Here is a 25666-nt window from a genome sequence, read left to right as displayed (position 1 = left end):
GGCGAATGCCGCGGCAACCGTTACCGCGGACTGGTCGCGCCGGTTTCGAATCCTAAATGAGACCGGAGAGAATGGGAGCCTGGACATGCACGATCTCAGCCGCCGCGTTTTTATGCTGGGTCTCGCGACGCCCGTCGCTTATGCGGCGTTGCGCGTGCCGAAATCCCTCGCCCAGCCGCTAACTTTTCGTCCGGACCTCGACGCCATGTACGCCGCCGTCGACGATCTCTACCCCGTCCCGGCGATCAACCTGTCGCAGATCGATCCCGCCTTTTTGAGGGCCAGGGTGGCGTACGACACCGCGGAAGCCCCCGGGACGGTCGTGGTCGATCCCGCGGCGCATTATCTCTATCTCGTCGGAGATGGCGGCTCGGCGATCCGCTACGGCGTCGGCGTCGGGCGGTCGGGATTCGGCTGGTCGGGCGTCGCGTCCGTCGGCGACAAACAGGTCTGGCCCGATTGGTATCCGCCCAAGGAGATGTTCGCCCGCCAGCCGGAACTGCTCCGGCAGATGAGCGAATTGCAGAGCGGCATCGGCATGCGGGGCGGCCCCGGCAACCCGCTGGGCGCGAGGGCACTCTACCTCTGGAAGGACAATCGCGACACGCTCTTCCGCATCCATGGCACCTTCGAGCCCTGGACCATCGGCAAAAGCGTTTCGTCCGGGTGCATCCGCATGATTAACCAGGACGCGATGCACCTCTATGGCCGCATCGACGTGGGGACGAAGGTGGTGGTCCTGTCGCCGGCCAAACGTCCACGCCGCAGCCAGTCGGTCGCCCGGAGCACCTGAACTGGGTTTTGCCTCTTCCATCAACTCCTGACGCGTGACCAATGACAATTCATCATTTGAAGTGATGGGTGACGTTTTGTATTGAAACAGAGTTCAATACCGGGACGATCCATGTCACACGCCGTTCACCCCATCCGAGCACACCCCCCGGTCCCCGGACCAGGGAGCGGCATTGTGAGTCCTGCCATGGACGGCACGACCCTCGGCCTCTACATCGCGACGGTCTTCCTGTGGGGCGTGAGCTGGATCGCCATCCATGCGCAGCTCGGCGTCGTGGCGCCCGAGATGTCGGTGTTCTGGCGCTTTCTGCTCGCCGTCTTCTGCATGTGGGGCTGGGTGGCGTTCTCGGGCCGGCAGGTCCGCTTTCCGTTGGCCGATCACTTGCGGTTCTTCGGCGTCGGCTGCTGCCTGTTCTCATTCAACTTCCTCTGCTTTTACTACGGCGGCCTTACGGTGCCCTCCGGCCTCTTGTCCGTCGTGTTCTCCCTTGCGTCGATCTTCAACATGGTGCTGGGAATCGTCCTGTTCCGGCAGGGGGTCGAGATGCGCGTCGCCGCGGGAGCGGTCCTGGGCGTCGGTGGGCTCGGGCTTTTGTTCTGGCCGGAGATCAACGGCGCGGGTTTCAACGCCGGCGCGCTTTGGGGGCTCGGCCTTTGCGTGCTTGGCACTCTGTTCTTCTGCGCCGGCAACATGATCTCGACCTCTGTCCAGCGCCGGGGTGTGCCCCTTCTCTCCGCGAATGCCTGGGCGATGACCTATGGGTCATTCCTGCTTCTTCTCATCAACGTGATGCGCGGGAATGCCTTCATCATCGAGCCGACCTTCACGTATGTGGGATCGCTCATCTACCTCGCCGTCGGCGCTTCGGTGCTGGCATTCGCCTCCTACCTCACGCTATTGCGTCGTCTCGGCCCGGCACGGGCGGGATACACGACGGTGCTTTTCCCCATCGTGGCGCTTGCCGTGTCGACCGCCGTCGAAGGCTATGTGTGGACGCCGCTCGCCGCGATCGGCGTGGTGTTCGCGATCATCGGCAACGTGCTGGTAATGCGCCGCCCCACCGCCAAGGCGTGATCATTCGGCCGCCGGCGCCAGCAGCGGCCGGGTCGCGCCGAGGTTGTCGAGCGATTGCTTGATGTGAAACCCCAACGCATCCGCCAGAGGATTTTCTCCACCGCGGGCGCGGAGCAGGCCGATCTTGCACGAGGGCAGTGCGGGGAAACCGTCGGACGGGCCGAGGATCCGCATGCCGGGCCGCACGGCGCTTTCGGGCAACACCGACACCGCGAGCCCCGCCAGCACGGCCGCTCCGACGGCGGTCGAGTGCCACGCCACGTAAAGGATGCGGAAGCGGCGGTCCGCGCCTTCGAGCGCCTCGGTGGCCGAGTGACGCCAGTCGCAGTTCGGGCGTCCGAGCGCCAGCGGGATGGGGCTTTCCTCATGGACCGCGTGGCGCGCCGAGGTCACCCATAGCAGCTGCTCGATCCGCACGATCTCCGAAGGACCTCGCCGGTCCACGTGGGTGATGATCGCCAGGTCGATGTCGCCGTGCTGCACCCGCTCGATGAGGTTGTGCGTGGGCTCGCACATGACCGTGACTTCGGCCTTGGGATTGGAGCGTGAAAACCGCGCCAGGATCTCGGGGAGATACCGGTCGGCATAATCGTCCGGCAATCCGAGCCGCACGCGCCCGATCAGCTCGTTGTCGTTGAACGACGCCATGCATTCGGTGTTGAGGCGCACGATGCGCCGCGCATAGTCGAGCAGGCGTTCCCCCTCGTCGGTGAGCCTCGAGAGGCGCCCGTCGCGTTCGAAAATCGGTCGTCCGAGCCGCTCCTCCAGCCGCTTCATCTGCATGGAGACGGCGCTCTGGGTCTTGTGAACCACATCCGCCGCGCGGGTAAACGAGCCGGTGTCGGCTATCGCCACGAATGTGCGCAACTGATCGATATCGAGAAGGTGCATCGCCTTGAATCCTCATCAATGACGTGAATGTTAGCCATCTCAAACAATCACTTCAAGTGATGAAACGACCGATGTTATATTTTTTCAGACGCCGGCAAGTCGGTCGGCTTGCCGCGTCTTTCCCTAGATGTTCTGGAGACCTGCGATGATCGCCCTCGCCCATACGCTTCTGCCTGCCTCGATCGTGGCCCCGTTTCGGCGGCTCGCGTCGGCAACCGGCGCTGCGCTCGGCAGCGTGGTCACCCGCTGGCGGCACCGCCGCGAAATCCGCAACCTCGCCGAATTCGATGATCGGATGCTCAGCGATCTCGGCCTGACGCGCAGCGAAGTCGAGGGAGCACTCGCGGAGCCGTTTTTCCGCGATCGCGCGGTATTCCTGGTTCGATGGGATGAGCCATCGGCGCGCTCGCAGAAGGTGAGGGCGCCCGACGCCGTTCGTCCGGCGGTCCCGCTCGACACGTCCCTCGGTTACCCCGCCTGAATCAGCGCTTCTTGGCGGTCGTCTTCTCGGCTTCCTGGAAGATGGATTGGAGAGAGGCGAGATATTGCTCCTGCATATCCCGACCTTTCTCCATCATGTCCTCCCAGGCGGGAGGCTTGTTTGGCGCTGCTTTCTTGTCACGGCGCGCCTTTTCGGTGGGCTGCGGTTTCTCGTTGTCCGGTGAAGACGGGAGAAAGCCCGCCATCATCGTCTCGAACGGGGTCGCGGTGGGCTCCGGCTCCGGCTTGGGGGCGGCGGGTGACTGGCCTGTCCATGCCGCATACATGCGGGCCCAGGATTCGGCGAAGTCGGGCACGGGCGCCGGCTGTGGGGCGGGCTCACCGGCCTTGTTCATGGCGCGTGTCTGGCCCGACATCCAATGGTAGAAGCCGCCTGCGTAGATGCCGGCGAGCACCGGCATCATCTGCCGCATCACCTCCGCATTGACGCCGGAAATCTCGGCAGCTTGCTGCGCCACGCGCCGGCTCGTCTCATCGGAGCCGAAGATCCGATCGAGAATCTGCTCCCCGTTCCGCTGGGCACCGGGCGTGAAGGCCTGGGCGGCGTTGAGCCAGAGATTCTGGTAGGCGCCTCCGAACAGGTTCTGCACCATGGCGTCGGCGGGCTTGGTGCCCATGGCGTGCTGCATGCCCATGGCGAAAGCAGGAAGGAAGGCCGCCAGGGTCGCCTGGGTCTGATGGGGATCGAGGTGAAATTGCTTGGCCAGCATCGTGGTACCGACGCTCTCCTGTGCCTGCCGCATGAGGTCGAACCAGTTGAACATCGCCGACTCCTCCCGTGCCCGCCCTAGAGTGCTACCGCAGCTTGGCGCTCCAACCGCCTGACTGTCCAGAAGGAAGTGAAGGCCGCGCCGATCCCGAAAGCCACGGAGCCGGCCCCGATGCCCACCAGCGCACCCTTCGGCCCGGCCATTTCGGCGCCCATATAGGCGAACGGGATCATCCCCAGGGTGGCGCGGCCCCAATTGAAGAAGGTCGACAACAAGGGGAACCCGAGGTTGTTGAACGACGCGTTGGCGACGAAGACCAGCCCGATGAAAAACCAGATGAACCCGCTGATCTGGCAGAAGAACTGCACGATCTCCGTGGTCAGCGGGGGCGCGTTGAAGGCCAGGGTGAGGGGGGCCCGAAGCAGGTAGAGCGCGAGCCAGACCACCACGACGTAGACGGTCATGAACAGGAGCGAGTCCCGGAGCGTCTGCCGCACCCGGTCGAAATGGCGCGCCCCCCAGTTCTGTCCCATGACGGGCCCGATCGCCCCCGCGAGGGCGAAAAGGCCGCCGAACGCCACCGGCGTCACGCGGTCGATGATCGCCGAGGCCGCGATCGCCTCGTCGCCGAAGCGCGCCATGATGCTGGTGAAGAACGCATTCGCGGCCGGGGCCGCGATGTTGGTCAGGATCGCCGGAATGGCGATGGCGAAAAACGGCCGTGCATCCCGCAGCAGTGCCGGCACGCTCGGCCGCCTCAGCAGGTCGTGGTTCCGGATCACGTAGCGGTAGCTCACATAGACGTAAGCCAACCGCGCAATGCCGATGGTGATGGCGGCGCCGTTGGCCTTCAGGCCCAGGCCGAAGATCAGCACCGGATCGAGCGCGACCGTCACGATGGCGACCGAGAGGGTGGCGTACATGCTGCGACGGGCGTCGCCCGCTGCACGAAGGACGGTCGAAAGGCCCATGCCGACAGCCATGACGCCATTCGTCGGCAGAGCGATCCACAGGAACTCCTTGGCGACTTGATGGGTCTGGCCGGAGGCGCCGAGCAGCGTCAGAATCTGCGGCAGGAATGGCAGCAGGATAAAGCTGAGCGCCGTCGCCACGAGAAACATCAGGACGAGGCCGGACGATGCGAGTTCGCATGCCCTCTCCCGGTCCCGGGCGCCGAGCGCCCGCGAGACGAGCGCGCCGATGGGGATCATCAGCCCCACATTGATCGAGACGGTGAGAAACATCACCACCGTGGCAATGCCGACGCCGGCGGTCAGGCTCGGGGAATTGAGCCACGAGATGTAGAGGAGCGACACGAGATCGACGAGGAAGATGGCGATCAGACCGGCCGCGCCCGTGCCTGTCATGACGAGCACGTGCCGCATGGTCGATCCGACGACGAAGCGCGGCGGCGGTGAATCCCCCGCCGGCAAAATCCGTCCGCTCGGCCGGTCCATCAGAACGACCCCTCGCCCAGAATGTCCCGTGTCTCGGCATTGAGGCCCCGGGCCTTCGCCGCTGGCGCCACCAGCGGCTCAGGAGAAATTTTCGCGCCGGCCACCAGCTCCGCGCCGTCCATCGCGTCGCCCGCCTTCTGCAGCATCAGGCGGGCGGTATCGCGCTTGCGCACGTCATTGGCGGTGGCACTGGCGGTTTCGGGATCGATGCCGAGCTCTTCCAGCGCGACGCGGCCGAACGAGATGGAGGATTCGAACACTTCGCGAACCTGATAATCCACATCCATGTTCAGCAGCGAGACGGCGTGGATGCGGTCATAGGCGCGCACGAAGCTTCGGGCGTTGGCGAAGTTCTCGTGAATGATGTCGACGATCTTGTCGGTCGTTTCCGCATGATCGGTGCAGACGCAGATCATCTCGGCCTTTTCGGCGCCGGCCGCCCGCAAAACGTCGAGACGGGTTCCGTCGCCGTAATAGACCTGGAGTCCGAAACGTCCCGCATCGCGAATGCGCTCCACGTCGTTGTCGATCACGGTGGCGTCGATGCCTTGCGTGAGCAGGACCTGATTGACGATCTGGCCGAACCGCCCGAAGCCGATGACCAGCACGCGGCTCGACAATTCGGCATGCTGGCCGGGCATCGCGCCGGTTTCCGGCTGTGCGACGAATGCCCGTTGCAGCATTTTCTCCAGCAGCGTGGCGGTGATGGGACCGAGCAGCATGGTGATGGCCGCAAGCGCCGCCACCAACTGTGCTTCGGGCGTCCGCAGCAATCCCAGCCCGAGGGCGACGGGAAGCAGCACGAAGGCGAATTCACCGGCGGGCGACAGCAGCGCGCCGGAGCGGATCGCATCGCGGGTGCTCGCACCGAAAATTTTCGACACGAGAACGACGATGAGCGACTTCACGACGACCACCGCGGGGGCCGCGAGGAGCAGCACCAGCCATTGCTGCCGCAACAGTGACAGGTCGATCGACATGCCGACGCTCATGAAGAACAGGCCGAGCAGGATTCCGCGAAACGGTTCGATATCGGCTTCGAGCTGGTGCCGGAAATTCGATTCCGCCAGCAAAAGCCCGGCGAGAAAGGCGCCCATGGCCATCGAAAGGCCGACTTCCTGCAACAGGAGCGCCGCGCCGAGCACGACCAGCAGCGCCGACGCGGTCATGACCTCGCGCGCGCCGCTGCGGGCGAGCACGCGAAAGAACGGGTTCAGCCCGTAACGGCCGATCAGCACCACAGCGAAAATGGCGCCTATGGCGGTTCCGAGATGGACGAGGCGGTCGACCATCGATCCGCTTTCCAGCGTGGCCGCGCCGGTGGCAAGGAGCGGCAGGATGGCGAGGATCGGCACCACCGAGAGATCCTGGAACAGGAGCACCGCGAAGGAACGCTGACCGTAGGGGGCCTGAAGGTCGTTCCGCTCGTCCAGCGTCTGCAGGCCGATGGCGGTGGAGGAGAGGGCGAGGGCCATGCCGGTAACGATCGAGGCGTTGGTGGAGAAACCGATCAGCGACGCGCACGCGCCGAGGCAAAGGGCGGTCACCACCACCTGCAGCAGCCCCAACCCGAATATGTCCCGCTTCAAGGACCACAAATGGCTCAGCTTCAGCTCAAGCCCGATGATGAAGAGCAGCAGCACGACGCCGAGCTCCGCCACGGTGGCGATCGTCTCTGGTTCTCCCACCAGACCAAGGCCCGAGGGACCGATCACCACCCCTGCGGCGAGGTATCCCAGCACCGCGCTGAGGCCGAGCAGACGAAAGAGCGGAACCGCCACCACGGCCGCGCCGCAGAACGTCAGGATGGGCGGCAGGAAGCTGACATGAGAGGCTGGATCCGCCATCATTTTTTCGCAAGAAGAGAACTAATGCCGACCTTTCTAGGGTGACTCGGGGTTGAGTGCGAGCGTTTCTTGCCTAGCGTCAACGGCTCTTAATATGCCGCGACCCGCTTGACAGGAAGGGGTCCGTCTCGCCACATCGCCCCATCATGACCAAGCCGCCTCTCGACATCCTGCTTTGCGCCCCGCGCGGGTTCTGCGCGGGCGTCGTGCGCGCCATCGATGCGGTCGAGCGGGCCTTGGCGCTCCATGGCGCGCCGGTCTATGTCCGCCATGAGATCGTTCACAACAAGTACGTGGTCGAGAACCTGCGCCGGAAGGGGGCGGTTTTCGTTCGCGAGCTGGACGAAGTGCCGGATGGAGACGCCCCGGTCATCTTCTCGGCCCACGGGGTCCCGAAATCCGTGCCGGAGGCGGCTCTGGCGCGGCGGCTCTTCGCCATCGACGCCACCTGTCCGCTGGTCACCAAGGTTCACCGCGAAGCGCTCGCGCATCACAAGCGCGGGCGGCACATCCTGCTCATCGGACATGCCGGCCACCCGGAGGTCGTCGGCACCATGGGCCAGCTGCCGGCAGGCGCCACGACGCTTCTGGAGACGGTCGCGGATATCGCGGCGCTGAAACCCGTCGACGAGAACAACCTGTCGTTCGTCACCCAGACGACCCTGTCGGTCGACGATACGAGCGAGATGGTGGCGGCGCTGAAGGCGCGCTATCCGACGATCGTCGGGCCGCACAAGGAAGACATCTGCTACGCCACCACGAACCGCCAGGGCGCCGTCAAGCGCGTCGCCCCGCTGGTCGATGCGATGATCGTGGTCGGTTCGCCGAATTCCTCCAACTCGCAGCGTCTGCTCGAGGTCGCCGAGCGGGAGGGCTGCGCGCTGGTGCGGCTCCTGCTGCGGGCGGACGATATCGACTGGTCCCTGTTCGGCGATATCAGAAGCCTCGGCATTACCGCGGGCGCGTCCGCGCCGGAGGTTCTGGTCGAGGAAATCATCGATGCCTTCGCGACGCGCTTCGAGGTGTCGGTCGAGAGCGTCTCCACGGCGGATGAGAGCGTGTTTTTTCCGCTCCCGCGCGAATTGCGCGAGCAGGCAGCGGAATAGGCGATGGCGGTCTACACGGAGGTCCTGGACGAGGAACTGTTCGCGTTCCTCGCAGGCTACGACATCGGCGAATTGCTGTCCTACAAGGGCATCGCCGAAGGCGTCGAGAACACCAATTACTATCTCCACACCACGGCGGGCTCCTACATCCTCACCCTCTACGAGAAGCGGGTGAACGAGAGCGATCTGCCGTTCTTTCTCGGTCTCATGCAGCACCTCGCCGCCAAGGGCCTGAATTGCCCGCTGCCGCTGAAGAACCGCGACGGGCAGACGCTGGGCCGGTTGTCGGGACGACCCGCCGCCGTGTTCACGTTTCTGGACGGCATCGCGGTACGCAGGCCCACCGCGCAACATTGCGCCGCGCTTGGGTCGGCGCTGGCACAGCTCCATCTCGACGGGCGCGACTTTCCGATGACGCGGCCGAATTCCCTGTCGGTGAGCGGCTGGCAGCCGCTGTTCGCGCAAGCCGAGTCGCAGGCGGACCGCGTGTCGGGGGGACTTGCGGACAGGACGCGGCGGGAGCTCGTCGCGCTGCGGAGGGATTGGCCCGCGAACCTGCCGAGCGGAATCATCCACGCCGATCTCTTCACCGATAACGTCTTCTTCATCGGCCGTGAGGTATCGGGCCTGATCGATTTCTATTTCGCCTGCACCGATGCGTTCGCCTACGACGTCGCGATCTGCCTCAATGCCTGGTGCTTCGAACAGGACGGTTCGTTCAACCTTACCAAGGGCCGCAATCTTCTCGGCGGCTACCAGGCGGTGCGCCCGCTCGATGCATCCGAGATCGACGCATTGCCGGTGCTTTGCCGCGGCTCGGCCATGCGCTTCATGCTGACGCGCCTCGTCGATTGGCTGAACGTTCCGCCCGGCGCTCTGGTGAAGCCGAAGGATCCGCTCGAATACGACCGCAAGCTCAACTTCCATCGGCAGGCGCGAAACGCCAGCGAATACGGGCTCCTGAAATGACCACGCCCGAGCGTGTGAAAATCTACACGGACGGCGCCTGCTCGGGAAATCCGGGCCCCGGCGGCTGGGCCGCGATCCTGTCGTTCAAGGGAAGCGAGAAGGAAATTTCGGGCGGCGAGGAGCACACCACCAACAACCGCATGGAATTGCGCGCCGCCATCGAAGGGCTGAAATCGCTGACGAGAGACTGCGCCGTCGATATCTACACGGACTCGCAATATGTGCGTCAGGGCATCACGTCGTGGCTGGCCAACTGGAAGCGTCGCGGCTGGCGCACGTCCGACAACAAGCCGGTGAAGAACGAAGATCTTTGGCGCGATCTCGAACAGGCGGCAGCGAGCCATCAGGTGGTGTGGCACTGGGTCAAGGGCCACGCCACCGATGAGACCAATATCCGCGTCGACCAACTCGCGGTCGCCGCCATGCAGCCGTTCAAGAAGGCAGCAAAGCCGCCGCTCGCATCGCGCTAGCGACGGCTGTGCGCAGGCGCGCTCAGAGGTGCTTGAGCAGGTTCTCGGCGCCCGAGATCTGGGCCTTTGCCGGAGCGTCCTCGACGTTCAGCGACTTCACGACGCCGTTCTCCACCACCATGGAATAGCGCTGGGAGCGCGTGCCGAGACCAAAGCCCGACCCGTCCATGCTGAGGCCGATCGCGCGGGCGAAATCGCCGTTGCCGTCGGAGATGAACTCGATGCCGTCGGCGCCCGCGGCTTTCGACCAGGCATCCATGACGAACACGTCGTTCACGGCCGTCACCAGGATGGCGTCGACGCCCTTCGCCTTGATGGCCTGCAGGTTTTCCACATAGCCCGGCAGGTGGTTGCGGTGGCAGGTCGGCGTGAAGGCGCCGGGAACCGCGACGAGGACGACATTGCGGCCCTTGAACAGATCGTCGGTGGTCTTCGCAACCGGCCCGTCCGCCGTCATGATGCGGAAAGTGACTTGCGGCAGGCTTTCTCCGACCTGAATCGTCATCGGCTATTCTCCAAGGGTGACCATGAACTGGGGGTGTCCTAGCGTGGCTTCCCGTTGGCGTCGAGCCTCACCGTGCTCTCGGCCGACTTTTCTCCCGCCACGACGGTGAGCCTCAGGGAAACGGGTCCGGTCGCGTCCGCGGGCTTTTCTTCCAGTTTCACCGCGACGCGGTTCTGGGCATCGGGCTCGGAGGTCGAGAAATACCAGCCATCGGGACCTTCGGCGAAAAGGGTCGGGGCGCTCCCAGCTGGCGCCTTCAGATGGGCCGTGAATCCCGCCACGTCCCTGGCGCCCGGCTCCACGCTGAGAATGGAAGGCTCGGCCTTCGCGCCGATTTCCTGTTGCCGTGGGACCTTGGTCCGCAGCACGGCCTCGATCGCGGCTTGTTGCGACGGGGGCGTGCCCAGCACCTGCGAAAGGTCGGCGCTCGCCGGAATGCAGATATCCTTGCAGATGCCGTATTCGACATGCAGCGCCAGCCTGACCGGTTTTTCCGGGTCGGCGGCTTCGACCAGAACCGGCAGAAGCACGGCGTCGTGATAGACGAACGAAACGCCGGTCGCATCCTCCGAGCGCGTCGGGGCCGGCCAGCGGATATCCACCGCCTTCACGTTGACGGAACCCGACCAGTCGAAGCGGGGTGGCAAACCGCTGTCGCCGGGGCTGCGCCAATAGGTCTTGAATCCGGGGTCGAGCGCGATCTCGAAGCCCGCGAGCCACTCCGCGCCCTTGCGGTCGCCCGAAATAAGCCGGGCGCGCGAATGGAGGCCTTGCACCCAGCCTTGCGATTCCTGACTGTGTCCCGCGACGGGAAAAAGGCCGAGCGCGAGGCAAAAAAGCGTCGAAAAGAAGCGGATGCGAAATACCATGGAACCCATGACGATCTGTGAGGCTTCCCCATACGAGGTTTATGACGGCCAAAGCCATCCACGATCCCGTGATGTGGGCGCAGGGCCATCCTGACAGGAACCCGAAAGATGAGCTTTCCGCCGACCCCGTCCGAAATTTTTCCGGGCTATCTCGATGGCCAACTCCTGCTGGCGATGCCCGGCATGGAGGATGAGCGCTTCGCCCGGTCGGTCATTTATCTCTGCGCTCATTCGGCCGAGGGCGCCATGGGTATCGTGCTGACGCGCCCCGCGCCGGACGTGAACTTGCCGGACCTTCTGGTGCAGCTCGAAATCATCCCGGAGGCGGACCGCATCCGGCTTCCGCCGTCGCTTGTCTCCATGGAAGTGCTCATCGGCGGTCCCGTCGAGACCACCCGGGGACTCGTCCTGCACTCGCCCGATTTTCACATGGCCCAATCCACGCTGCCCATCGACGACGACGTGTGCCTGACCGCCACCATCGATATCCTGCGCGCGCTGGCGCGCGGCGAAGGCCCGAAGGACGCGATCCTGGCGCTCGGCTATGCAGGCTGGTCCGCCGGGCAGCTCGAGCATGAGATTCAGGCGAATGGCTGGCTGAATTGCCCGGCGGACGCGGACTTGTTGTTCGGGACCCCGGTGGATGCGCGCTACGACGAGGCGCTCCGGCGCCTGGGCGTGGAGCCCGCGATGCTGTCCATGGATGCCGGCCACGCCTGATGTCGAAGATCAGGCCGCTTCGGGCGCCGCCCCGACGAGTTGGCGTGCCTGCAACATCGACATGGGCTCGCCGAAGACCGGGCCTTGCGCGTATTCGCAGCCCAGCTGGTAGAGCTCGATTGCTTCCGATTCCGTCTCGGCGCCCTCGGCCACCGTTTCCATGCCGAGTTCGTGCGCCATCTTGATGATGGAGCGCAGGATCACGGGCTTGTTGTCGGCCATCTGGCGCACGAAGGATTCGTCGATCTTGATCGTGTCGAAGGGGAACCGCAGCAGGTAGGACAGGGCCGAGTAGCCCGTGCCGAAATCATCCAGCGACAACCCGGCGCCGAGATCGCGCAGGCGGCTCAGGATCTGCGCCGAATATTCGGGATTCTCCATCACCAGGCTTTCGTTCATCTCGAGCTTCAGGGAACCCGGAAGCACGCCGGTGCGGGCGATGACGGCCTTTACGTCCTGCAGAAGGTCGTGGCGGAGCAGGTGATGGCTCGACATGTTCACGCTGGCAAAGATCGGCGGCTCCACTTCCAGCGCGCTCTGCCATGCCGCCAATTCCCGCGCGGTCTGTTCGAGCAGGAAGAAGCCGAGATTGACGATGAGGCCGGATTCCTCTGCGATCGCCATGAAATCTTCGGGTCCCACGCGACCGAGACGGGGATGGTCCCAGCGGAGCATCGATTCGAAGCCCGCGATGGTGCGATCCTCCAGGCGTACGATCGGCTTGAACAGAACCCTGATCTCGTTGCGGTCGAGCGCCTGCCGGAGATCGTTTTCCATCGTGGCGTGGTCGCTGCGATCGGAGCGCATGTTGGGCCGGAACACCTCGATGCGATCGCCCCCATGCCGCTTCGCGTGGGTCATGGCGATTTCGGAATTGCGCAGGACTTCCTCGCGCCGCGCGGCGATCTGCGGGTCGTGCAGCGAAAGGCCGATGGAGGCGGTGAGGAAGATCTCGCGCTCCGCATAGGTGATCGGCGTCGTCACCGCGCGCCGCACCATGTCGGCGAAAGCGATGATCCGGTCGGGTTCGCGTTCGGACAGAAGCACGATGGCGAATTCGTCGCCGGAAACGCGCGCCAGCGTATCCTGCGGTCGCAGAAGGCGGCTGAGGCGGCGCGACAGGGTCAGCAGGATCGAATCGCCCGCCGCATACCCGACCGCGTCGTTGGTCGTCTTGAACTGGTCGATATCGACCACGAGCACCGTCGGCCTTAAGGAATCATCCTGGCTCGCGAAAGTCAGCGCCGCTTCGAGACGGTCGTAGAAGAGCTGGCGGTTCGGAAGGCTCGTCAGGTTGTCGTGAACTGCATCGTGCAGCAGCCGCTCCTCGGCGGTCTTGGCATCCGTCACGTCGGACAGGGTGCCGACCACGCGGATGACCTCGCCATCCGTGCCGATGACCGGCCGGGCCTTGAGGCGGAACCAATGGTGAGCGCCTGACGATCCCCGCAGTCGGAAATCCTGCGACAGACGCCCGCGACGCTGCTCGATCACGGCGTCGAGCGACGCGCGGTAGCGATCCTTGTCGAAGGGATGGATCAGGTCGAGCCAGTCGGAGGCCGCGCCCTCGAGCGCGCCGCGCCGGAGGCCGAGCTGATGCTCCACTTCCGGGCTCACATAGATCTTGTCGGAGGTGACGTCCCAGTCGAACACGACATCGCCCGCGCCGGAGGACGCGAGGGCCCGCCGTTCCGTCTCGTTGCTCTGGCCGGGCGCGAAGGCGCCGCCCGCGAAGGCGTGCTGCATCACCGTGAAACCGATGAGCATGACGATCAGCACCAGCCCGCCGATGAGGGCCGGCGGCACGAGATCGGAGAGAAGCTGACCCGTGACCGTGAACGTCGCTGCCGTCACCCAGGCGATCAGCAGGAGCCAGGTCGGCACCAGCATGATGGCGCGATCGTAGCCATGGGTCGCGAGATGAAGCACGAGGATGAAGCCGATGCCTGCCACCGCCGCGATGGAGATTCGCGCCACACCGGACGCGACCGGCGGATCGATCACCGCGAGCCCGACGAGAGCTCCGAGAAATACGAGCCAGAACGCCGTCACGTGGCTGTAGCGCACATGCCAGCGATTGAGGTTGAGATAGGCGAACAGGAACACCAGGAGGGTCGCGGCGAGCACCGCCTCGGCGCCGGCGCGATAGACCTGCTCGGCCTTCTCGGTGATGGGGAAGATGCGCTGGAAGAACCCGAAATCGATGCACGCATAGGCGAGAACCGCCCAGGCGAGGGCGGCGGCGGCGGGGAAGATCAGCGCACCCTTCACCACGAACACGATGGTGAGGAACAGCGCCAGAAGACCCGCGATGCCGATGATGATGCCCTTGTAGAGCGTCAGGCCGTTGACCCGGTCCTTGTAGGCATCCGCGTTCCAGAGCTGTAATTGCGGCAGTTCGGCGGAGCGAAGCTCGGCCACGAACGTCACGGTCGTGCCGGGATCGAGCGTGATCAGGAAGATATCCGCGTCCGGGCTGTCGTCCCTCTCCGGCCGGATGCCCTGGCTCGCCGTGATGGCCTCGATGCGCGTGGACCCGAGATCGGGCCAGACGACGCCGGAGCCGGTGAGGCGGAAATGGGGAGCCACGAGGAGGCGATCGACCTGCTCGTCGGTATCGTTGGTAAGCGCGAAGACGATCCAGTCGGGCCGGGTGCCGGATTCACGGGCCTTCACGGCGATCCGGCGGACGATGCCGTCGCGCCCGGGCGCCGTGGAGATGCGGATCTCGTCGCCGTCCGACCGGTAGCGCTCCACCATGGGCGCAAGGTCGATGGCCTTGGTGGCGGGATCGACCCGCACGGATTCCACAGCCTGTCCGATGCCGGGCAGGGCGAGCCACATCAGGGCCGCGACAAACAAGGTGATGGCGAAAGAAACGATCCGCAACGCTTCCGTCTTTCGTCCGAGCCGCAAGGATGGAAGGGGATTGGTATCGGTCAGGAGGCTTGAGGGCAAGGCGATCTCGACAGGTGGCCCGACTTGTCCGCAGGACAGGGTGTCGGGCTTGGGCAGGAGGCAATGGCTCTCGTTTGCGGCGGGATTGAGGACGCTACCCTCCGGACCCACCGGCTCTCTGCCCCGTCACGCAAGCAGCTCCGCCGCGAGCCTGTCCAGCGACGGCAGGCCCTTGATGGGGCCGATGGCGGCGATCGTGGGTGCGCCCGACAGGAGCGAGCGGCCGGCGCCATGCACCTGCTCTGCCGTTAGGGCATCAACCTTTGCGACGATTTCCTCACTGGGGACCAGCCGCCCCCAGGACAGGCGCTGGCGGGCGATACGCTCGGTTCGTCCGCCCGGCGTCTCGAGCGCCGTGAGCAGGGCGACCTTCATCTGCGCCTTGGCGCGGACCATCTCGACGTCGGTGACGTTGTCGGCGGCCTCGCGCATGCATTCCAGCGTCACCTTCATCAGTTCGGCAACGTCCGAGCCCGCGGTACCGGCGCCGATTCCGAAAAGGCCGCAATCCGAGAAGGGCCAGTGGAAAGCGTCGATCGAATAGGCGAGCCCCCGGGTCTCGCGCACCTCGTGCCAGAGGCGCGACGTCAGGCCTCCGCCGAGGATATGGGCGAACAGATGCGCGCCGTAATAGCCGGGGTCTTTAAAGGAGAGGCCGGGCAGGCCGAGGACGATATTGGCCTGTTCGAGCTTGCGGGAAATGCGCCGCTCGCCGCCCGTATAGCGGCCCGGCTCCGGCTCCCGCTCGGGCACCGCCGGCATGGCGCCGAAATGCCGCTCGGCCGAATCGACGATCCGCGCATGCTCCACGTCGCCCGCCGCCGCGATCACCATCTTGGCGGGGATGTATTCGCGGGCGAGGAACGCCCGGATGGTGGCCTCGTCGAAGGCCTTGATGGTGTCGGGCGTGCCGAGGATGGGACGACCGATCGGCTGGCGCGCGTAGGCGGATTCCATGAAGGCGTCGTAGACGAGGTCGTCCGGCGTATCTTCGACGGCGGCGTATTCCTGCAGGATGACGCCCTTTTCGCGGGCAAGCTCCGCCGCGTCGAAAACCGAATGGATCAGGATGTCGCCGAGCACGTCGAGGGCCAGATCCACGTTCTCGCCCAGCACCCTGGCCGTGTAACTCGTATATTCGACGCTGGTGGCGGCGTTGATGTCGCCGCCCACATTCTCGATGTCCTCGGCGATCTGCCGGGCCGAGCGGCGCGACGTACCCTTGAACGCCATGTGTTCGATGAGATGCGAAAGCCCATGCTCGTGGGCCTGCTCGTGACGCGAACCGGTTCCGACCCACACTCCGAGCGTCGCGGTGGCGATTTCGGGCATGCGCTCGGTGGCGACCGTGAGGCCGTTGGCGAGCTGCGTGATCTCGATGCGCCCGGCCTGGACGAGGGTCTCGCTCATGCGGCGATGCCCGATGCGGCCCGGGCGCGGTCCCGAATGAAGGTTTCGACGGTTGTCTGGTCGTGCGGCAGCACGGTGAAGGTCTCGGGTCGCGTCATGAGATCGGCCATGTGCGGCGGGAGCGCGGGGCGCAGGCCCGTCGCGCGCTCGACCGCGTCGGGGAATTTCGCCGGATGGGCCGTGGAAAGAGCGACGACGGGGACGCCCGGTTGACGTTCCAGAAGGGCGCGAGCCGCCTTCGTGCCCACGGCGCTGTGCGGATCGAGCACATAGCCGGTTTCCCGCCACGTCTCGGCCATTTCGCCGGCGACGGCAGCCTCATTGACCGCCAGAGCGGAAAATTCATCGCGGATCCGGCCCAAGGGCCCGTCCTTGAGTGTGAAGGATTTCGATTGCGCGAGGCTCCCCATCGCAGCCCGCACCGCGCCGGCATCCCGATCGTAAGCCTCGAATAGCAGCCGCTCGAAATTGGACGAGATCTGGATGTCCATGGAAGGCGAGTCGGTGGGCTGGACGCCCTTGATTTCGTAAGTTCCGGTTGCCAGCGTCCGGGCCAGGATGTCGTTGGCGTTGGTGCCGATCATCAGCCGCTCGATCGGGAGGCCCATGCGCTTGGCGACAAAGCCCGCCAGGATATCGCCGAAATTGCCCGTCGGGACCGAGAACGAGATGCGCCGGTCGGGCGCCCCGAGAGCGACGGCGGCGGTGAAGTAATACACCACCTGCGCGGCGATCCGGGCCCAGTTGATGGAATTGACGCCCGACAGGTGCAGGTCGTCGCGAAAGCGGGCGTGATTGAACATGCCCTTCACCATCGATTGGCAATCGTCGAACGTGCCCTCGATGGCGAGCGCGTGCACGTTCGGCGATGCCACCGTGGTCATCTGACGCCGCTGCACGTCCGAGACGCGGCCATGCGGATAGAGGATGAAGATATCGACCTGATCGAGGCCCCGGAAGGCTTCGACCGCGGCGCTCCCGGTATCGCCCGAGGTCGCACCGACGATGGTGGCGCGCGTTCCTCGCGCCCGCAACACGTAATCCATCAGCCGCCCGAGAAGCTGCATCGCCACGTCCTTGAAGGCGAGCGTCGGACCGTGGAAAAGCTCCAGGACGAACAGGTTGTCGTCGAGTTGGACGAGAGGGCAGGTCGCCGGATGACGGAAGCCCGCATAGGCCTCGTCGATCATCCGGTTCAAGTCCGCCTCGGGAATGTCGCCGTCCACGAGGGGCGCCAGCACCGCTTTCGCCACATCCGCATAGGACTTGCCGGAAAAACCCCGGATCGTCTCCGTGGACAGAACAGGCCAGCTCTCGGGCAGGTAGAGGCCGCCGTCCCGCGCCAGACCGGCGAGGAGGGCATCGGCGAAACCGAGCGCGGGGGCTTCGCCCCGGGTCGAGACATGGAGCACGTCAGATCTCCTGAAATTTGGYGGACATTATGAGCCGGGGCCGGAGAGGACAAGCGCTAAGGGCGACGGATCGCAAACGGAAGGCCGGAGAGGCCGGCATGGGAGTTGCCCTCGGCGTGGAGGCGGCCCAAGGTGGGTCCGGACGGCAGGGAGAAATCCCATGAAGATGACACGGCTCGACTGGATCCTTCTGCCCTTTCTCATCGGAAGCCTGGCGCTTCTGACGGCCGTGATGTTTGCCCTCGTGGGCTTTCTCGGTCTCGGAATCCTCGGGCTGCTGATCGGCGTCATGGCTCAGCGGATCGAAATCGAAAAAGACGGCGCGAYGAGCGGAAACATGACCACGTCGCTCTATGCGGAGCAGTTCCGGGCGCGCCAGGCGATGTCCAGGGCGGAGCGGGCCGAAGACCAGGCCCGATCGGCCAATCTCCTGAATTATCTCCACGTGGCGAAGATCGTCAGCGCCGGGTTGGTGATCCTAGGTTTCGGCTTTTTCGCCCTGTTCCAGCTCTAGCGATTCCGGGCGTCTCAGCTTGCGCCACGCGAATGCCCCGTAGACGCCGATGAGCGTGAGGGCGATCCCGAACCACGTGAACGCATACTGCAGGTGGTTGTTGGGAAGGGTGAGATCGGTCTGGCCACCCTTGGGCCATCCGCCGGGACCGGGCGTCGCATCCGCCGCCACATAAAAGGGAGCAACGCGCTCCAGCCCGTTCGCACGGCCGATCGCCTGGGGATCGAGCGTGAACCATTCCTTGCGCGCGGGATCGTCGTTYGGCGTGAAGGAATTGCGCTCCTGGGGCGCGCGCACGAGGCCCATCACCGTCACGAGGCCGGCCGGTTGGCTCTCCGGCCGCGCGGCGGGTTCGCGAAGCGCGGTCGGGACGATGCCGCGATTGACCATTACGATGGCGCCGTTGTCCATTCGCAACGGCGTCATCAGGAAATAGCCCTGCAGGGGCGATCCGCGCTGGCCCGGCGCCAGCCCATAGACCGGGGTTTCGAACTGGTGGAGGAAGGTGCCCCGAATTCGGACCTTGCGGAACTCGTCCTCCGCCTGGTTCCAGGCGCCCCAGCCGGCCGRCGGCACGATTTCGCCGGCCTCCCCGTAGGCGCGGGCCTCGATGCGGGTGACGAGGTCTTCCTTCCAGGCCTTGCGCTGAAGCTGCCAGGTTCCAAGTCCGATGAGGATCGCCAGCGCAACGAGCGCGGCCATCGACGGGACGATCAGGGAGCGCCAGCGGGACACGGGAACGGTCACTTCTCGAAACGGCCTTCTTCGGCCTTGTGGTGGTATTGCAGCGCCGTGAGGACGCCCTTGAGGGGCCGCACGAGGGCCAGACTGAGAATTCCCGTGAGGGCGAACCACATGACCATGTGAAGCCAGATCGGCGGCTCATAGGTGAATTCCACCMAGAGGGCGAGGCCGACCACCGAGATGCCGACGATCGACATGACGAAGAAGGCCGGGCCGTCGCCGGTATCCGCGAAGGAGAGATCGAGACCGCAGACCTCGCAATTCGGCCGCAGCGTCAGGAAGCCGGTGAAGACGTGGCCTTTCCCGCAGCGGGGGCACAGCCCCTTGAGACCGGTGAGGATCGGCGCAGCCGCGGAACGATCATGGGGCACGTGTTTGGAACTCCGGAGACTTGGCGGCCGCCGAACCGGGGGCCGCGAAAGCTCAGCAACGAAGACATCCGGCGCCGACACGAAAGCGCGAGATTCACGCTTCACATAAACGGCAATCTGCAAATGAGAAGGGCGGCTTGTCGCCGCCCCCCGAATGCTCGTGATGAAAGGGCGCCTAGTGCCCGCCGGCGACCGGCCCACCGTAGCCCCACACGTAGATGGCGGCGAACAGGAACAGCCAGACCACGTCCACGAAATGCCAGTACCAGGCGGCGAACTCGAAGCCGAGATGCTGCCGTGGCGTGAAATCGCCCCGATAGGTGCGCAGCAGGCAGACGATCAGGAAGATCGTGCCGATGATCACGTGCGCGCCGTGGAAGCCCGTCGCCATGAAGAAGGTGGCGCCGTAGATGTTGCCCTTGAAGCCGAAACCGGCGTGGCTGTACTCGATCGCCTGGACGCAGCTGAACACGAGGCCCAGGATGATGGTGAGCCACAGGCCGACCTTGACGCCCTTGCGGTCGCCCTCGAGCAGCGCGTGGTGCGCCCAGGTGACGGTGGTGCCGGAGGTCAGCAGGATGAGGGTGTTGAGCAGCGGCAGGTGCCAGGGATCGAAGGTCTCGATGCCCTTGGGCGGCCAGACGCCGCCGAGTGTCTCGACCCGCGCATATTGCATCGGGTCGTTGGGATAGAGGGCGGCGTCGAAATAGGCCCAGAACCACGCCACAAAGAACATCACCTCGGAGGCGATGAACAGCATCATGCCGTAGCGGTGGTGAAGCTGGACGACGCGGGAGTGGAATTCGCCGCTATTGGCCTCGGCGATCACGTCGCTCCACCAGCTGAACATGGTGAACAACACGCCGATGATGCCTGCGCCGAAGATGAACGCGCCCGGATGCGTGCCGGCAATCGCCATGCCCTTCCACCAGACGACGAATCCCGAGGCCATCAGAAACGCGCTGATCGAACCGATAAGCGGCCACGGGCTCGGATCCACAAGGTGGTAATCGTGATGTTTCGCGTGGGCCTCGGCCATTCTTGTCGTCTCCGTGCTCCGAAGGAGTGATCGCTTGAGAGCTGCCAGTTTCCGGACATGCTCTAGGACGTTTCCGCCCAGCTTGTCACGCCGTTATTGAACGATCGGTGTGGTTGCGGTTGAGGGGGCTTCGGCAACCGGCTTCCCGCCCTTGGAGGGGAAGTAGGTGTACGAAAGGGTGATGGAGGAAATGTCCTTGATGTCCGAATCCTCGACAATGCGAGGATCGACATAGAAGACGACGGCGGATTCGAGGGTTTCTCCCGGCTTGAGGGTCTGTTCGGTGAAGCAGAAGCACTCGAGTTTGGAGAAATAGGAGCCGGCGAGGTCCGGCTGCACGTTATAGGTGGCGATGCCGGTGGTGGGCTTCGTGCCGCGATTCATGACGCGGTAGAGAACCGTCGTCGTCTCGCCGAGCTTGACCTTCACCTCGGGCACCTCGGGCGTGAATGCCCAGTTCAGGCCCGGCACGACGTTGGCGTCGAACCGAACCGAGATGGTCCGGTCGATCACGTCGGAGGCGTTGTCCGCCCGCTGGATCGGGGTGCCGTTGAACCCGGTGACCTTGCAGAACAGGTCGTAGAGCGGCACCGACGCGTAGGCGAGGCCGATCATGCCGAGGGCCATGCCCGCGCAGGCGACCACGACCTTGCGGTTGCTGCGTTGGATGTTGCCTGGACCTGCCATCACCACCTCACATCGGACGCTGCAGAACGCCGGGACCGAGCTTTGCGATCGTCACCACGTAGAACAGAAGCACGAGAGCGCCCAGCGTCAGCGCGAGAGCGAGGGACCGCTTGCGGCGGCGCTTCTGCTCTTCGGGGCTCAGACGGGCACGGGGGGATGGTGTCGTCATCGGGTCACCCGAAAACCGGCCGGAAGAACCCCAGCGCATGCTCGGCCAGAAGCGTCGCGAAGAGCACGAACAGGTAGAGGATCGAGAACGCGAAAAGCTGCTGCGCCACCCGCATCGCCGGCTCGCCCTGCCGAAGCCGGTAGACCTGCACGGCGAGCGCCAGCATGCCGAGGCCGCCGATGGTCGCGATGATCGCGTAGGCGATGCCGCCGAAACCGTACGCCACCGGCGCGAGGCCGAGCGGGGCGAGAAGCACGGTGTAGGCAAGGATCTGCCGCCGGGTCGAATCGGGACCCGCCACATTGGGCATCATCGGAATGCCGGCCCGCTCGTAATCGCTCGATTTAACCAGCGCAAGAGCCCAGAAATGGGGCGGCGTCCAGATGAAGATGATGGCGAAGAGGATCACGCTTTCCCAGCCCACATGGCCTGCCACCGCCGCCTGCGCGACGATGGGCGGAAGAGCGCCGGCTGCGCCGCCGATGACGATGTTCTGCGGCGTCGAGCGCTTGAGCCACATGGAATAGATCACCGCGTAGAAGAAGATCGTGAAGGCCAGAAGACCGGCGGCCAGCACGTTGCTGACCAGACCGAGCACGATCACGGAACCGACCGACAGGGTCATGCCGAAAGCGAGCGCCTCGCCGGGGGCGATGCGGCCGGCAGGAATGGGCCGCTTGCGGGTGCGGACCATGATGGCGTCGATATCCGCGTCCCACCACATGTTCAAACAGCCGGACCCGCCGGCGCCGATGGCGATCATCAGGAGCGACGCGAAGGCAACGACCGGATTCACGTCGGGATGGACGACGATCATGCCGACCAGGGCCGTGAACACCACAAGGAACATCACCCGGGGTTTCAGGAGGGCGAAGTAATCCGACACCTCTCCTTTCGAAATCCCCGCGGTCGCAGGGGTTTCTTGGGAATCGTCGGTCATTGTGTTGGTTGCAATGGTCATCATGGTGATCTTTCGAAGCGGGCCGGGCAACTGGCCCTCTGCTTCTCGCTATCAACTCCTTGCCGGAAGATTTCGGGCTTTCCCCAAAACCCTCCGGGAAGGAGCGGGCGGCGGATGCCGCCCGTCCGATTGTGGCTAGTGTCCCGTGTCGGCGATGCGCGGCAGGGTCTCGAACTGGTGGAACGGCGGCGGGGAGGGCAGGGTCCATTCGAGGGTGGTCGCACCCTCTCCCCACGGATTTCCAGCCGCCTTCTCCTTGCGTTTAAAGGCGTAGACGACGCCGAAGGCGAAGAGGAGAACGCCCACGGCAAAGATGTAGGAGCCGATCGACGACACCATGTTCCAGCCCGCGAAGGCATCCGGATAGTCCGCATAGCGGCGCGGCATGCCCGACAGGCCGAGGAAGTGCATCGGGAAGAACAGCAGGTTGGAGCCGATGAAGGCGATCCAGAAATGCGTCTTGCCGATCCATTCCGGCATCATGTAGCCGGTGATCTTCGGGAACCAGTAGTACATGCCGGCGAAGATGATGAAGACGGCGCCGAGCGACAGCACGTAGTGGAAATGCGCCACGACGTAATAGGTGTCGTGCATGTAGCGGTCGACGCCCGCATTCGCCAGCACGACGCCGGTCACGCCGCCGACCGTGAACAGGAACACGAAACCTACCGCCCACAGCATCGCGGCGGTGAAGCGGATCGAGCCGCCCCACATGGTTGCGATCCACGAGAAGATCTTGATGCCGGTGGGCACCGCGATCACCATGGTGGCAAAGACGAAATACGCCTGGGTCTGGAGGGACAGGCCGACCGTGAACATGTGGTGAGCCCACACGACGAAGCCGACGACGCCGATCGCCACCATGGCGTAGGCCATGCCGAGATAGCCGAAGATCGGCTTCTTGGAGAATGTCGAGATGATGTGGCTGACGATGCCGAAGGCCGGCAGGATCATGATGTACACTTCGGGGTGACCGAAGAACCAGAACAGGTGCTGGTAGAGGATCGGATCGCCACCGCCCGACGGATCGAAGAAGGTGGTGCCGAAGTTGCGATCCGTCAGCAGCATGGTGATCGCGCCGGCGAGAACCGGGAGCGACAGAAGCAGCAGGAACGCCGTCACCAGCATCGACCAGGCGAAGAGCGGCATCTTGTGCAGCGTCATGCCGGGAGCGCGCATGTTGAGGATGGTGGTGATGAAGTTGATGGCGCCGAGGATCGAGGACGCACCCGCGAGGTGGAGCGCCAGGATGCCGAAATCGAGCGCCGGGCCGGGATGGCCGGTGACCGAGAGCGGCGGATAGACCGTCCAGCCGCCGCCGAAGCCGAGCGAGCCGGGAGCGCCCTCCACGAACAGCGAGCAGAGCAGCAGCACCCAGGCCGCCACGAGCAGCCAGAACGAGATGTTGTTCATCCGCGGAAACGCCATGTCGGGCGCTCCGATCATCAAGGGCACGAACCAGTTGCCGAACCCGCCGATCAGGGTGGGCATCACCATGAAGAACACCATGATGAGGCCGTGGCCGGTCACGATGACGTTGAAGGATTGCGGGTTCGAGAAGAATTGCAGGCCCGGCTGCTGCAGTTCCAGCCGCATGGCGATCGACAGGGCGCCGCCGACGATGCCGGCCATGAAGCCGAACAGGAAGTAGAGCGTGCCGATGTCCTTGTGGTTCGTCGACATGAACCACCGGCGCCAGAAGGTCGGGACGTGATCGTGGTGATCCGCGTGAGCGGCGTCAGCTGCGTGTGCCATGATGAGACCTCTGTGGTCCTTCTTTGGGAATTACTGTGCGGTGGCGAGCTTGAACGGGGCGGAGCCGTCCTGCGAAGCATACTTCTGCTTCGCCTCGGTTAGCCAAGCGGCATATTGCTGCTCGCTGACGACCCGGACGGTAATCGGCATGTAGGGGTGTCCGTTGCCGCAAAGCTCGGAGCACTGGCCATGATACACGCCCTCCACCTCGGCCCGGAACCAGGTTTCGTTCAGGCGCCCGGGGACGGCGTCGACCTTGATGCCGAAGGAGGGGATGGTGAAGGAATGAAGCACGTCGGCCGCGGTGACCTGGACCTTCACGACCTTGTTCACCGGCACGACCATCTCGTTGTCGACGGTCAGGAGGCGTGGCTGGCCGGGCTTCAGGTCCTTGGCGTCGACCATGTTCGAATCGAACTTGAACCCGCCGCCCTGGTCGGCTGCGTATTCATAGCCCCAGTACCAGGAATAGCCGGTCGTCTTCACGACCACGTCGGCCGGCGGGATGATGAGCTGCAGGCGGAGCAGCCGGAAGGAGGGGATCGAGATGGCGATGAGGATCAGGACCGGGACGATGGTCCAGGCCACTTCCAGCCACGTATGGTGGGTCGTCCTGGAGGGAACCGGATTCTTCGCCTCGTTGAAGCGCACGGCGATGATGATGATCAGAGCCAGCACGAACACGCAGATGGCTGCGATGAGCCAGACCAGCCAAGTGTGGAAATTGGACATATCGCGACCGACTTCGGTCACCATGCCCTGCATTCCCATTTCCCAGGGGGTCGGCGCGCCAGTGCCGGCCGACGCCGCACTGATGCCTGACACAAATGCGACCGCCGCCGTGAGGAGGGGGATCGCCGATCGAAGTCCTGACGTCTCGATCCGCATCGGTGTACCAAAGCTCCTAGATAGAGTGACCGAGATCGGCCACGAAACCATTGGGACGGACGGGACAAGCGCGCGCAAAAAGCGGTGCCCAGCCTGCGCCATCACCTTCGTCCAGCGTCTATGACCACAGGACGCGCAGGAGCGCAACGGTGCAAGCGTCGCAATTTATGCGTCATAACGGCCAAAAGCCCATTTCGGCGCGAAGGGATGCGGCTCCAGCTTGACATCGCCGCCCCAGCCATGGTCCGAACGGTCGAAACATGGATCGGTTCGGCGTTTTGAGCCGCTGCCTCGGGGGTCGATCCGCCGGGGCTCGATAACGGAGGTGCCCTGTGGGCAGAACACGATGGATTCGCGCCGCATCGGCCGCGCTGGTGGGGTTGTCCGCCGCGATGGCGGGCGGGAGCGCCAGCGCGCAGGGAATGGTCAAGAATACGTTCGGCGATTGGCAGATGCGCTGCGAGACGCCGGCGGGCGCCACGAGCGAGCAATGCGCTCTCGTCCAGAACGTGGCGGCCGAAGACCGGCCCAATATCACGCTCGTGATAATCGTGTTGAAAACTGCGGATGGCAAAAGCCGGCTCCTGCGCATCGTGGCGCCGCTTGGTATCCTGTTGCCGTCGGGACTTGGCCTGAAGATCGATCAGACCGATATCGGGCGCGCCGGATTCGTGCGCTGCCTGACGACCGGCTGCGTCGCCGAAGTGGTGATGGAGGACAACCTGATCAACCAGATGAAGTCCGGCCAGACCGCCACCTTCATCGTGTTCCAGACGCCCGAAGAAGGCATCGGAATTCCGGTCTCGCTGAACGGCTTCGCCACCGGGTTCGACGCGCTGCCGTAAG

The 25666-nt window shown here is 64.7% G+C and carries 26 protein-coding genes; 9 read left to right on the top strand and 17 right to left on the bottom strand.

Translation table 11 applies throughout. From position 1 onward, the window contains the following. Window positions 1–85 precede the first annotated feature (85 nt). Window positions 86–793, top strand: coding sequence for a L,D-transpeptidase (locus AC1DVM_RS08310; RefSeq protein ID WP_477253607.1), 708 nt, complete (start codon window positions 86–88; stop codon window positions 791–793). A gap of 186 nt (window positions 794–979) precedes the next feature. After that, window positions 980–1867 (top strand): DMT family transporter, encoded by an 888-nt coding sequence (locus tag AC1DVM_RS08305; protein WP_477253605.1) that lies wholly within the window; start codon window positions 980–982, stop codon window positions 1865–1867. On the opposite strand, the gene AC1DVM_RS08300 is transcribed toward AC1DVM_RS08305, so the two are convergent. After that, a complete protein-coding gene (locus tag AC1DVM_RS08300) occupies window positions 1868–2758 on the bottom strand; it encodes a LysR substrate-binding domain-containing protein (protein WP_477253603.1) in 891 nt (296 codons plus the stop codon). Window positions 2759–2903: 145 nt separating this feature from the next. Between AC1DVM_RS08300 and AC1DVM_RS08295 the strand changes: the two genes are divergently transcribed. Then, window positions 2904–3239, top strand: a complete 336-nt coding sequence (locus AC1DVM_RS08295) for a DUF1127 domain-containing protein (RefSeq protein ID WP_477253601.1) — start codon at window positions 2904–2906, stop codon at window positions 3237–3239. A 1-nt stretch (window position 3240) separates the two neighbouring features. Here AC1DVM_RS08295 and AC1DVM_RS08290 read toward each other — a convergent pair whose 3' ends face one another. From AC1DVM_RS08290 to AC1DVM_RS08280, 3 genes are read right to left on the bottom strand one after another with little or no spacing between them, the layout of a single operon-like run. After that, window positions 3241–4023: a DUF937 domain-containing protein gene (locus AC1DVM_RS08290; protein ID WP_477253599.1), complete on the bottom strand. Its 783-nt coding sequence runs from the start codon at window positions 4021–4023 to the stop codon at window positions 3241–3243. Window positions 4024–4046: 23 nt separating this feature from the next. Then, a complete protein-coding gene (locus tag AC1DVM_RS08285; protein ID WP_477253597.1) occupies window positions 4047–5426 on the bottom strand; it encodes an MATE family efflux transporter in 1380 nt (459 codons plus the stop codon). Further along, window positions 5426–7273, bottom strand: a complete 1848-nt coding sequence (locus AC1DVM_RS08280) for a monovalent cation:proton antiporter-2 (CPA2) family protein (RefSeq protein ID WP_477253596.1) — start codon at window positions 7271–7273, stop codon at window positions 5426–5428. The genes AC1DVM_RS08285 and AC1DVM_RS08280 overlap by 1 nt, the downstream gene beginning before the upstream one ends. 146 nt (window positions 7274–7419) lie before the next feature. Here AC1DVM_RS08280 and ispH point away from each other — a divergent pair, with 146 nt between their 5' ends. The 3 genes from ispH to rnhA are packed head-to-tail and all read left to right on the top strand — an operon-like array spanning window position 7420 to window position 9818. Beyond that, window positions 7420–8379 carry a 4-hydroxy-3-methylbut-2-enyl diphosphate reductase gene (gene ispH, locus AC1DVM_RS08275; RefSeq protein ID WP_477253594.1) on the top strand — a complete coding sequence of 320 codons (960 nt, stop codon included), beginning with the start codon at window positions 7420–7422 and terminating at the stop codon, window positions 8377–8379. Between the two features lie 3 nt (window positions 8380–8382). Next, window positions 8383–9348: a homoserine kinase gene (gene thrB, locus AC1DVM_RS08270; RefSeq protein ID WP_477253592.1), complete on the top strand. Its 966-nt coding sequence runs from the start codon at window positions 8383–8385 to the stop codon at window positions 9346–9348. After that, the gene (gene rnhA, locus AC1DVM_RS08265) at window positions 9345–9818 is read left to right on the top strand and encodes a ribonuclease HI (protein WP_477253590.1); all 474 of its coding nucleotides are present in this window, start codon (window positions 9345–9347) and stop codon (window positions 9816–9818) included. The genes thrB and rnhA overlap by 4 nt, the downstream gene beginning before the upstream one ends. A 22-nt stretch (window positions 9819–9840) precedes the next feature. Here rnhA and AC1DVM_RS08260 read toward each other — a convergent pair whose 3' ends face one another. Together AC1DVM_RS08260 and AC1DVM_RS08255 are read right to left on the bottom strand one after the other, a co-directional pair. After that, complete coding sequence (locus AC1DVM_RS08260) at window positions 9841–10323, bottom strand: redoxin family protein (protein ID WP_477253588.1); 483 nt, start codon at window positions 10321–10323, stop codon at window positions 9841–9843. A gap of 38 nt (window positions 10324–10361) precedes the next feature. Further along, a complete protein-coding gene (locus AC1DVM_RS08255) occupies window positions 10362–11201 on the bottom strand; it encodes a protein-disulfide reductase DsbD domain-containing protein (protein WP_477253587.1) in 840 nt (279 codons plus the stop codon). Between the two features lie 99 nt (window positions 11202–11300). Here AC1DVM_RS08255 and AC1DVM_RS08250 point away from each other — a divergent pair, with 99 nt between their 5' ends. Continuing rightward, on the top strand, window positions 11301–11912 hold the full coding sequence (locus tag AC1DVM_RS08250) for a YqgE/AlgH family protein (RefSeq protein ID WP_477253585.1): 612 nt from the start codon (window positions 11301–11303) through the stop codon (window positions 11910–11912). A 9-nt stretch (window positions 11913–11921) separates the two neighbouring features. Here the strand turns inward: AC1DVM_RS08250 and AC1DVM_RS08245 are convergent, their stop codons facing one another. The 3 genes from AC1DVM_RS08245 to thrC all read right to left on the bottom strand — a co-directional run bounded on the left by AC1DVM_RS08245 (window position 11922) and on the right by thrC (window position 17692). Continuing rightward, window positions 11922–14756, bottom strand: a complete 2835-nt coding sequence (locus AC1DVM_RS08245; RefSeq protein WP_477253614.1) for an EAL domain-containing protein — start codon at window positions 14754–14756, stop codon at window positions 11922–11924. A 240-nt stretch (window positions 14757–14996) separates the two neighbouring features. Then, entirely contained in the window at window positions 14997–16280 is a 1284-nt protein-coding gene (locus AC1DVM_RS08240; protein WP_477253583.1) for a M16 family metallopeptidase, read from the bottom strand. Continuing rightward, entirely contained in the window at window positions 16277–17692 is a 1416-nt protein-coding gene (thrC, locus tag AC1DVM_RS08235; protein WP_477253581.1) for a threonine synthase, read from the bottom strand. The genes AC1DVM_RS08240 and thrC overlap by 4 nt, the downstream gene beginning before the upstream one ends. 160 nt (window positions 17693–17852) lie before the next feature. On the opposite strand from thrC, the gene AC1DVM_RS08230 reads away from it, so the two are divergent. After that, a complete protein-coding gene (locus AC1DVM_RS08230) occupies window positions 17853–18206 on the top strand; it encodes a hypothetical protein (RefSeq protein WP_477253580.1) in 354 nt (117 codons plus the stop codon). Here AC1DVM_RS08230 and AC1DVM_RS08225 read toward each other — a convergent pair. The 8 genes from AC1DVM_RS08225 to coxB all read right to left on the bottom strand — a co-directional run bounded on the left by AC1DVM_RS08225 (window position 18171) and on the right by coxB (window position 24820). After that, window positions 18171–18908 carry an SURF1 family protein gene (locus AC1DVM_RS08225; protein ID WP_477253612.1) on the bottom strand — a complete coding sequence of 246 codons (738 nt, stop codon included), beginning with the start codon at window positions 18906–18908 and terminating at the stop codon, window positions 18171–18173. The two genes, AC1DVM_RS08230 and AC1DVM_RS08225, sit on opposite strands and share 36 nt — an antisense overlap. 41 nt (window positions 18909–18949) lie before the next feature. Next, the gene (locus AC1DVM_RS08220) at window positions 18950–19321 is read right to left on the bottom strand and encodes a DUF983 domain-containing protein (protein WP_477253578.1); all 372 of its coding nucleotides are present in this window, start codon (window positions 19319–19321) and stop codon (window positions 18950–18952) included. A gap of 175 nt (window positions 19322–19496) precedes the next feature. Continuing rightward, the gene (locus AC1DVM_RS08215; RefSeq protein WP_477253576.1) at window positions 19497–20360 is read right to left on the bottom strand and encodes a cytochrome c oxidase subunit 3; all 864 of its coding nucleotides are present in this window, start codon (window positions 20358–20360) and stop codon (window positions 19497–19499) included. Window positions 20361–20453: 93 nt separating this feature from the next. Beyond that, a complete protein-coding gene (locus AC1DVM_RS08210) occupies window positions 20454–21047 on the bottom strand; it encodes a cytochrome c oxidase assembly protein (RefSeq protein ID WP_477253574.1) in 594 nt (197 codons plus the stop codon). 7 nt (window positions 21048–21054) lie between these two features. Beyond that, window positions 21055–21216, bottom strand: a complete 162-nt coding sequence (locus AC1DVM_RS08205; RefSeq protein WP_477253572.1) for a hypothetical protein — start codon at window positions 21214–21216, stop codon at window positions 21055–21057. Between the two features lie 4 nt (window positions 21217–21220). Continuing rightward, window positions 21221–22156 carry a heme o synthase gene (locus AC1DVM_RS08200; protein WP_477253610.1) on the bottom strand — a complete coding sequence of 312 codons (936 nt, stop codon included), beginning with the start codon at window positions 22154–22156 and terminating at the stop codon, window positions 21221–21223. 156 nt (window positions 22157–22312) lie between these two features. Beyond that, window positions 22313–23932: a cytochrome c oxidase subunit I gene (gene ctaD, locus AC1DVM_RS08195; protein WP_477253570.1), complete on the bottom strand. Its 1620-nt coding sequence runs from the start codon at window positions 23930–23932 to the stop codon at window positions 22313–22315. Between the two features lie 30 nt (window positions 23933–23962). Next, window positions 23963–24820, bottom strand: coding sequence for a cytochrome c oxidase subunit II (gene coxB, locus AC1DVM_RS08190; protein WP_477253568.1), 858 nt, complete (start codon window positions 24818–24820; stop codon window positions 23963–23965). Between the two features lie 392 nt (window positions 24821–25212). On the opposite strand from coxB, the gene AC1DVM_RS08185 reads away from it, so the two are divergent. Beyond that, the gene (locus tag AC1DVM_RS08185) at window positions 25213–25665 is read left to right on the top strand and encodes an invasion associated locus B family protein (protein WP_477253609.1); all 453 of its coding nucleotides are present in this window, start codon (window positions 25213–25215) and stop codon (window positions 25663–25665) included. Window position 25666: the final 1 nt, after the last annotated feature.

The organism is Microvirga sp. P4_A5 (genome assembly GCF_056402495.1).
Note: the sequence above shows the minus strand (reverse complement) of the source record. Positions and strands in the feature narration are given on the sequence as shown.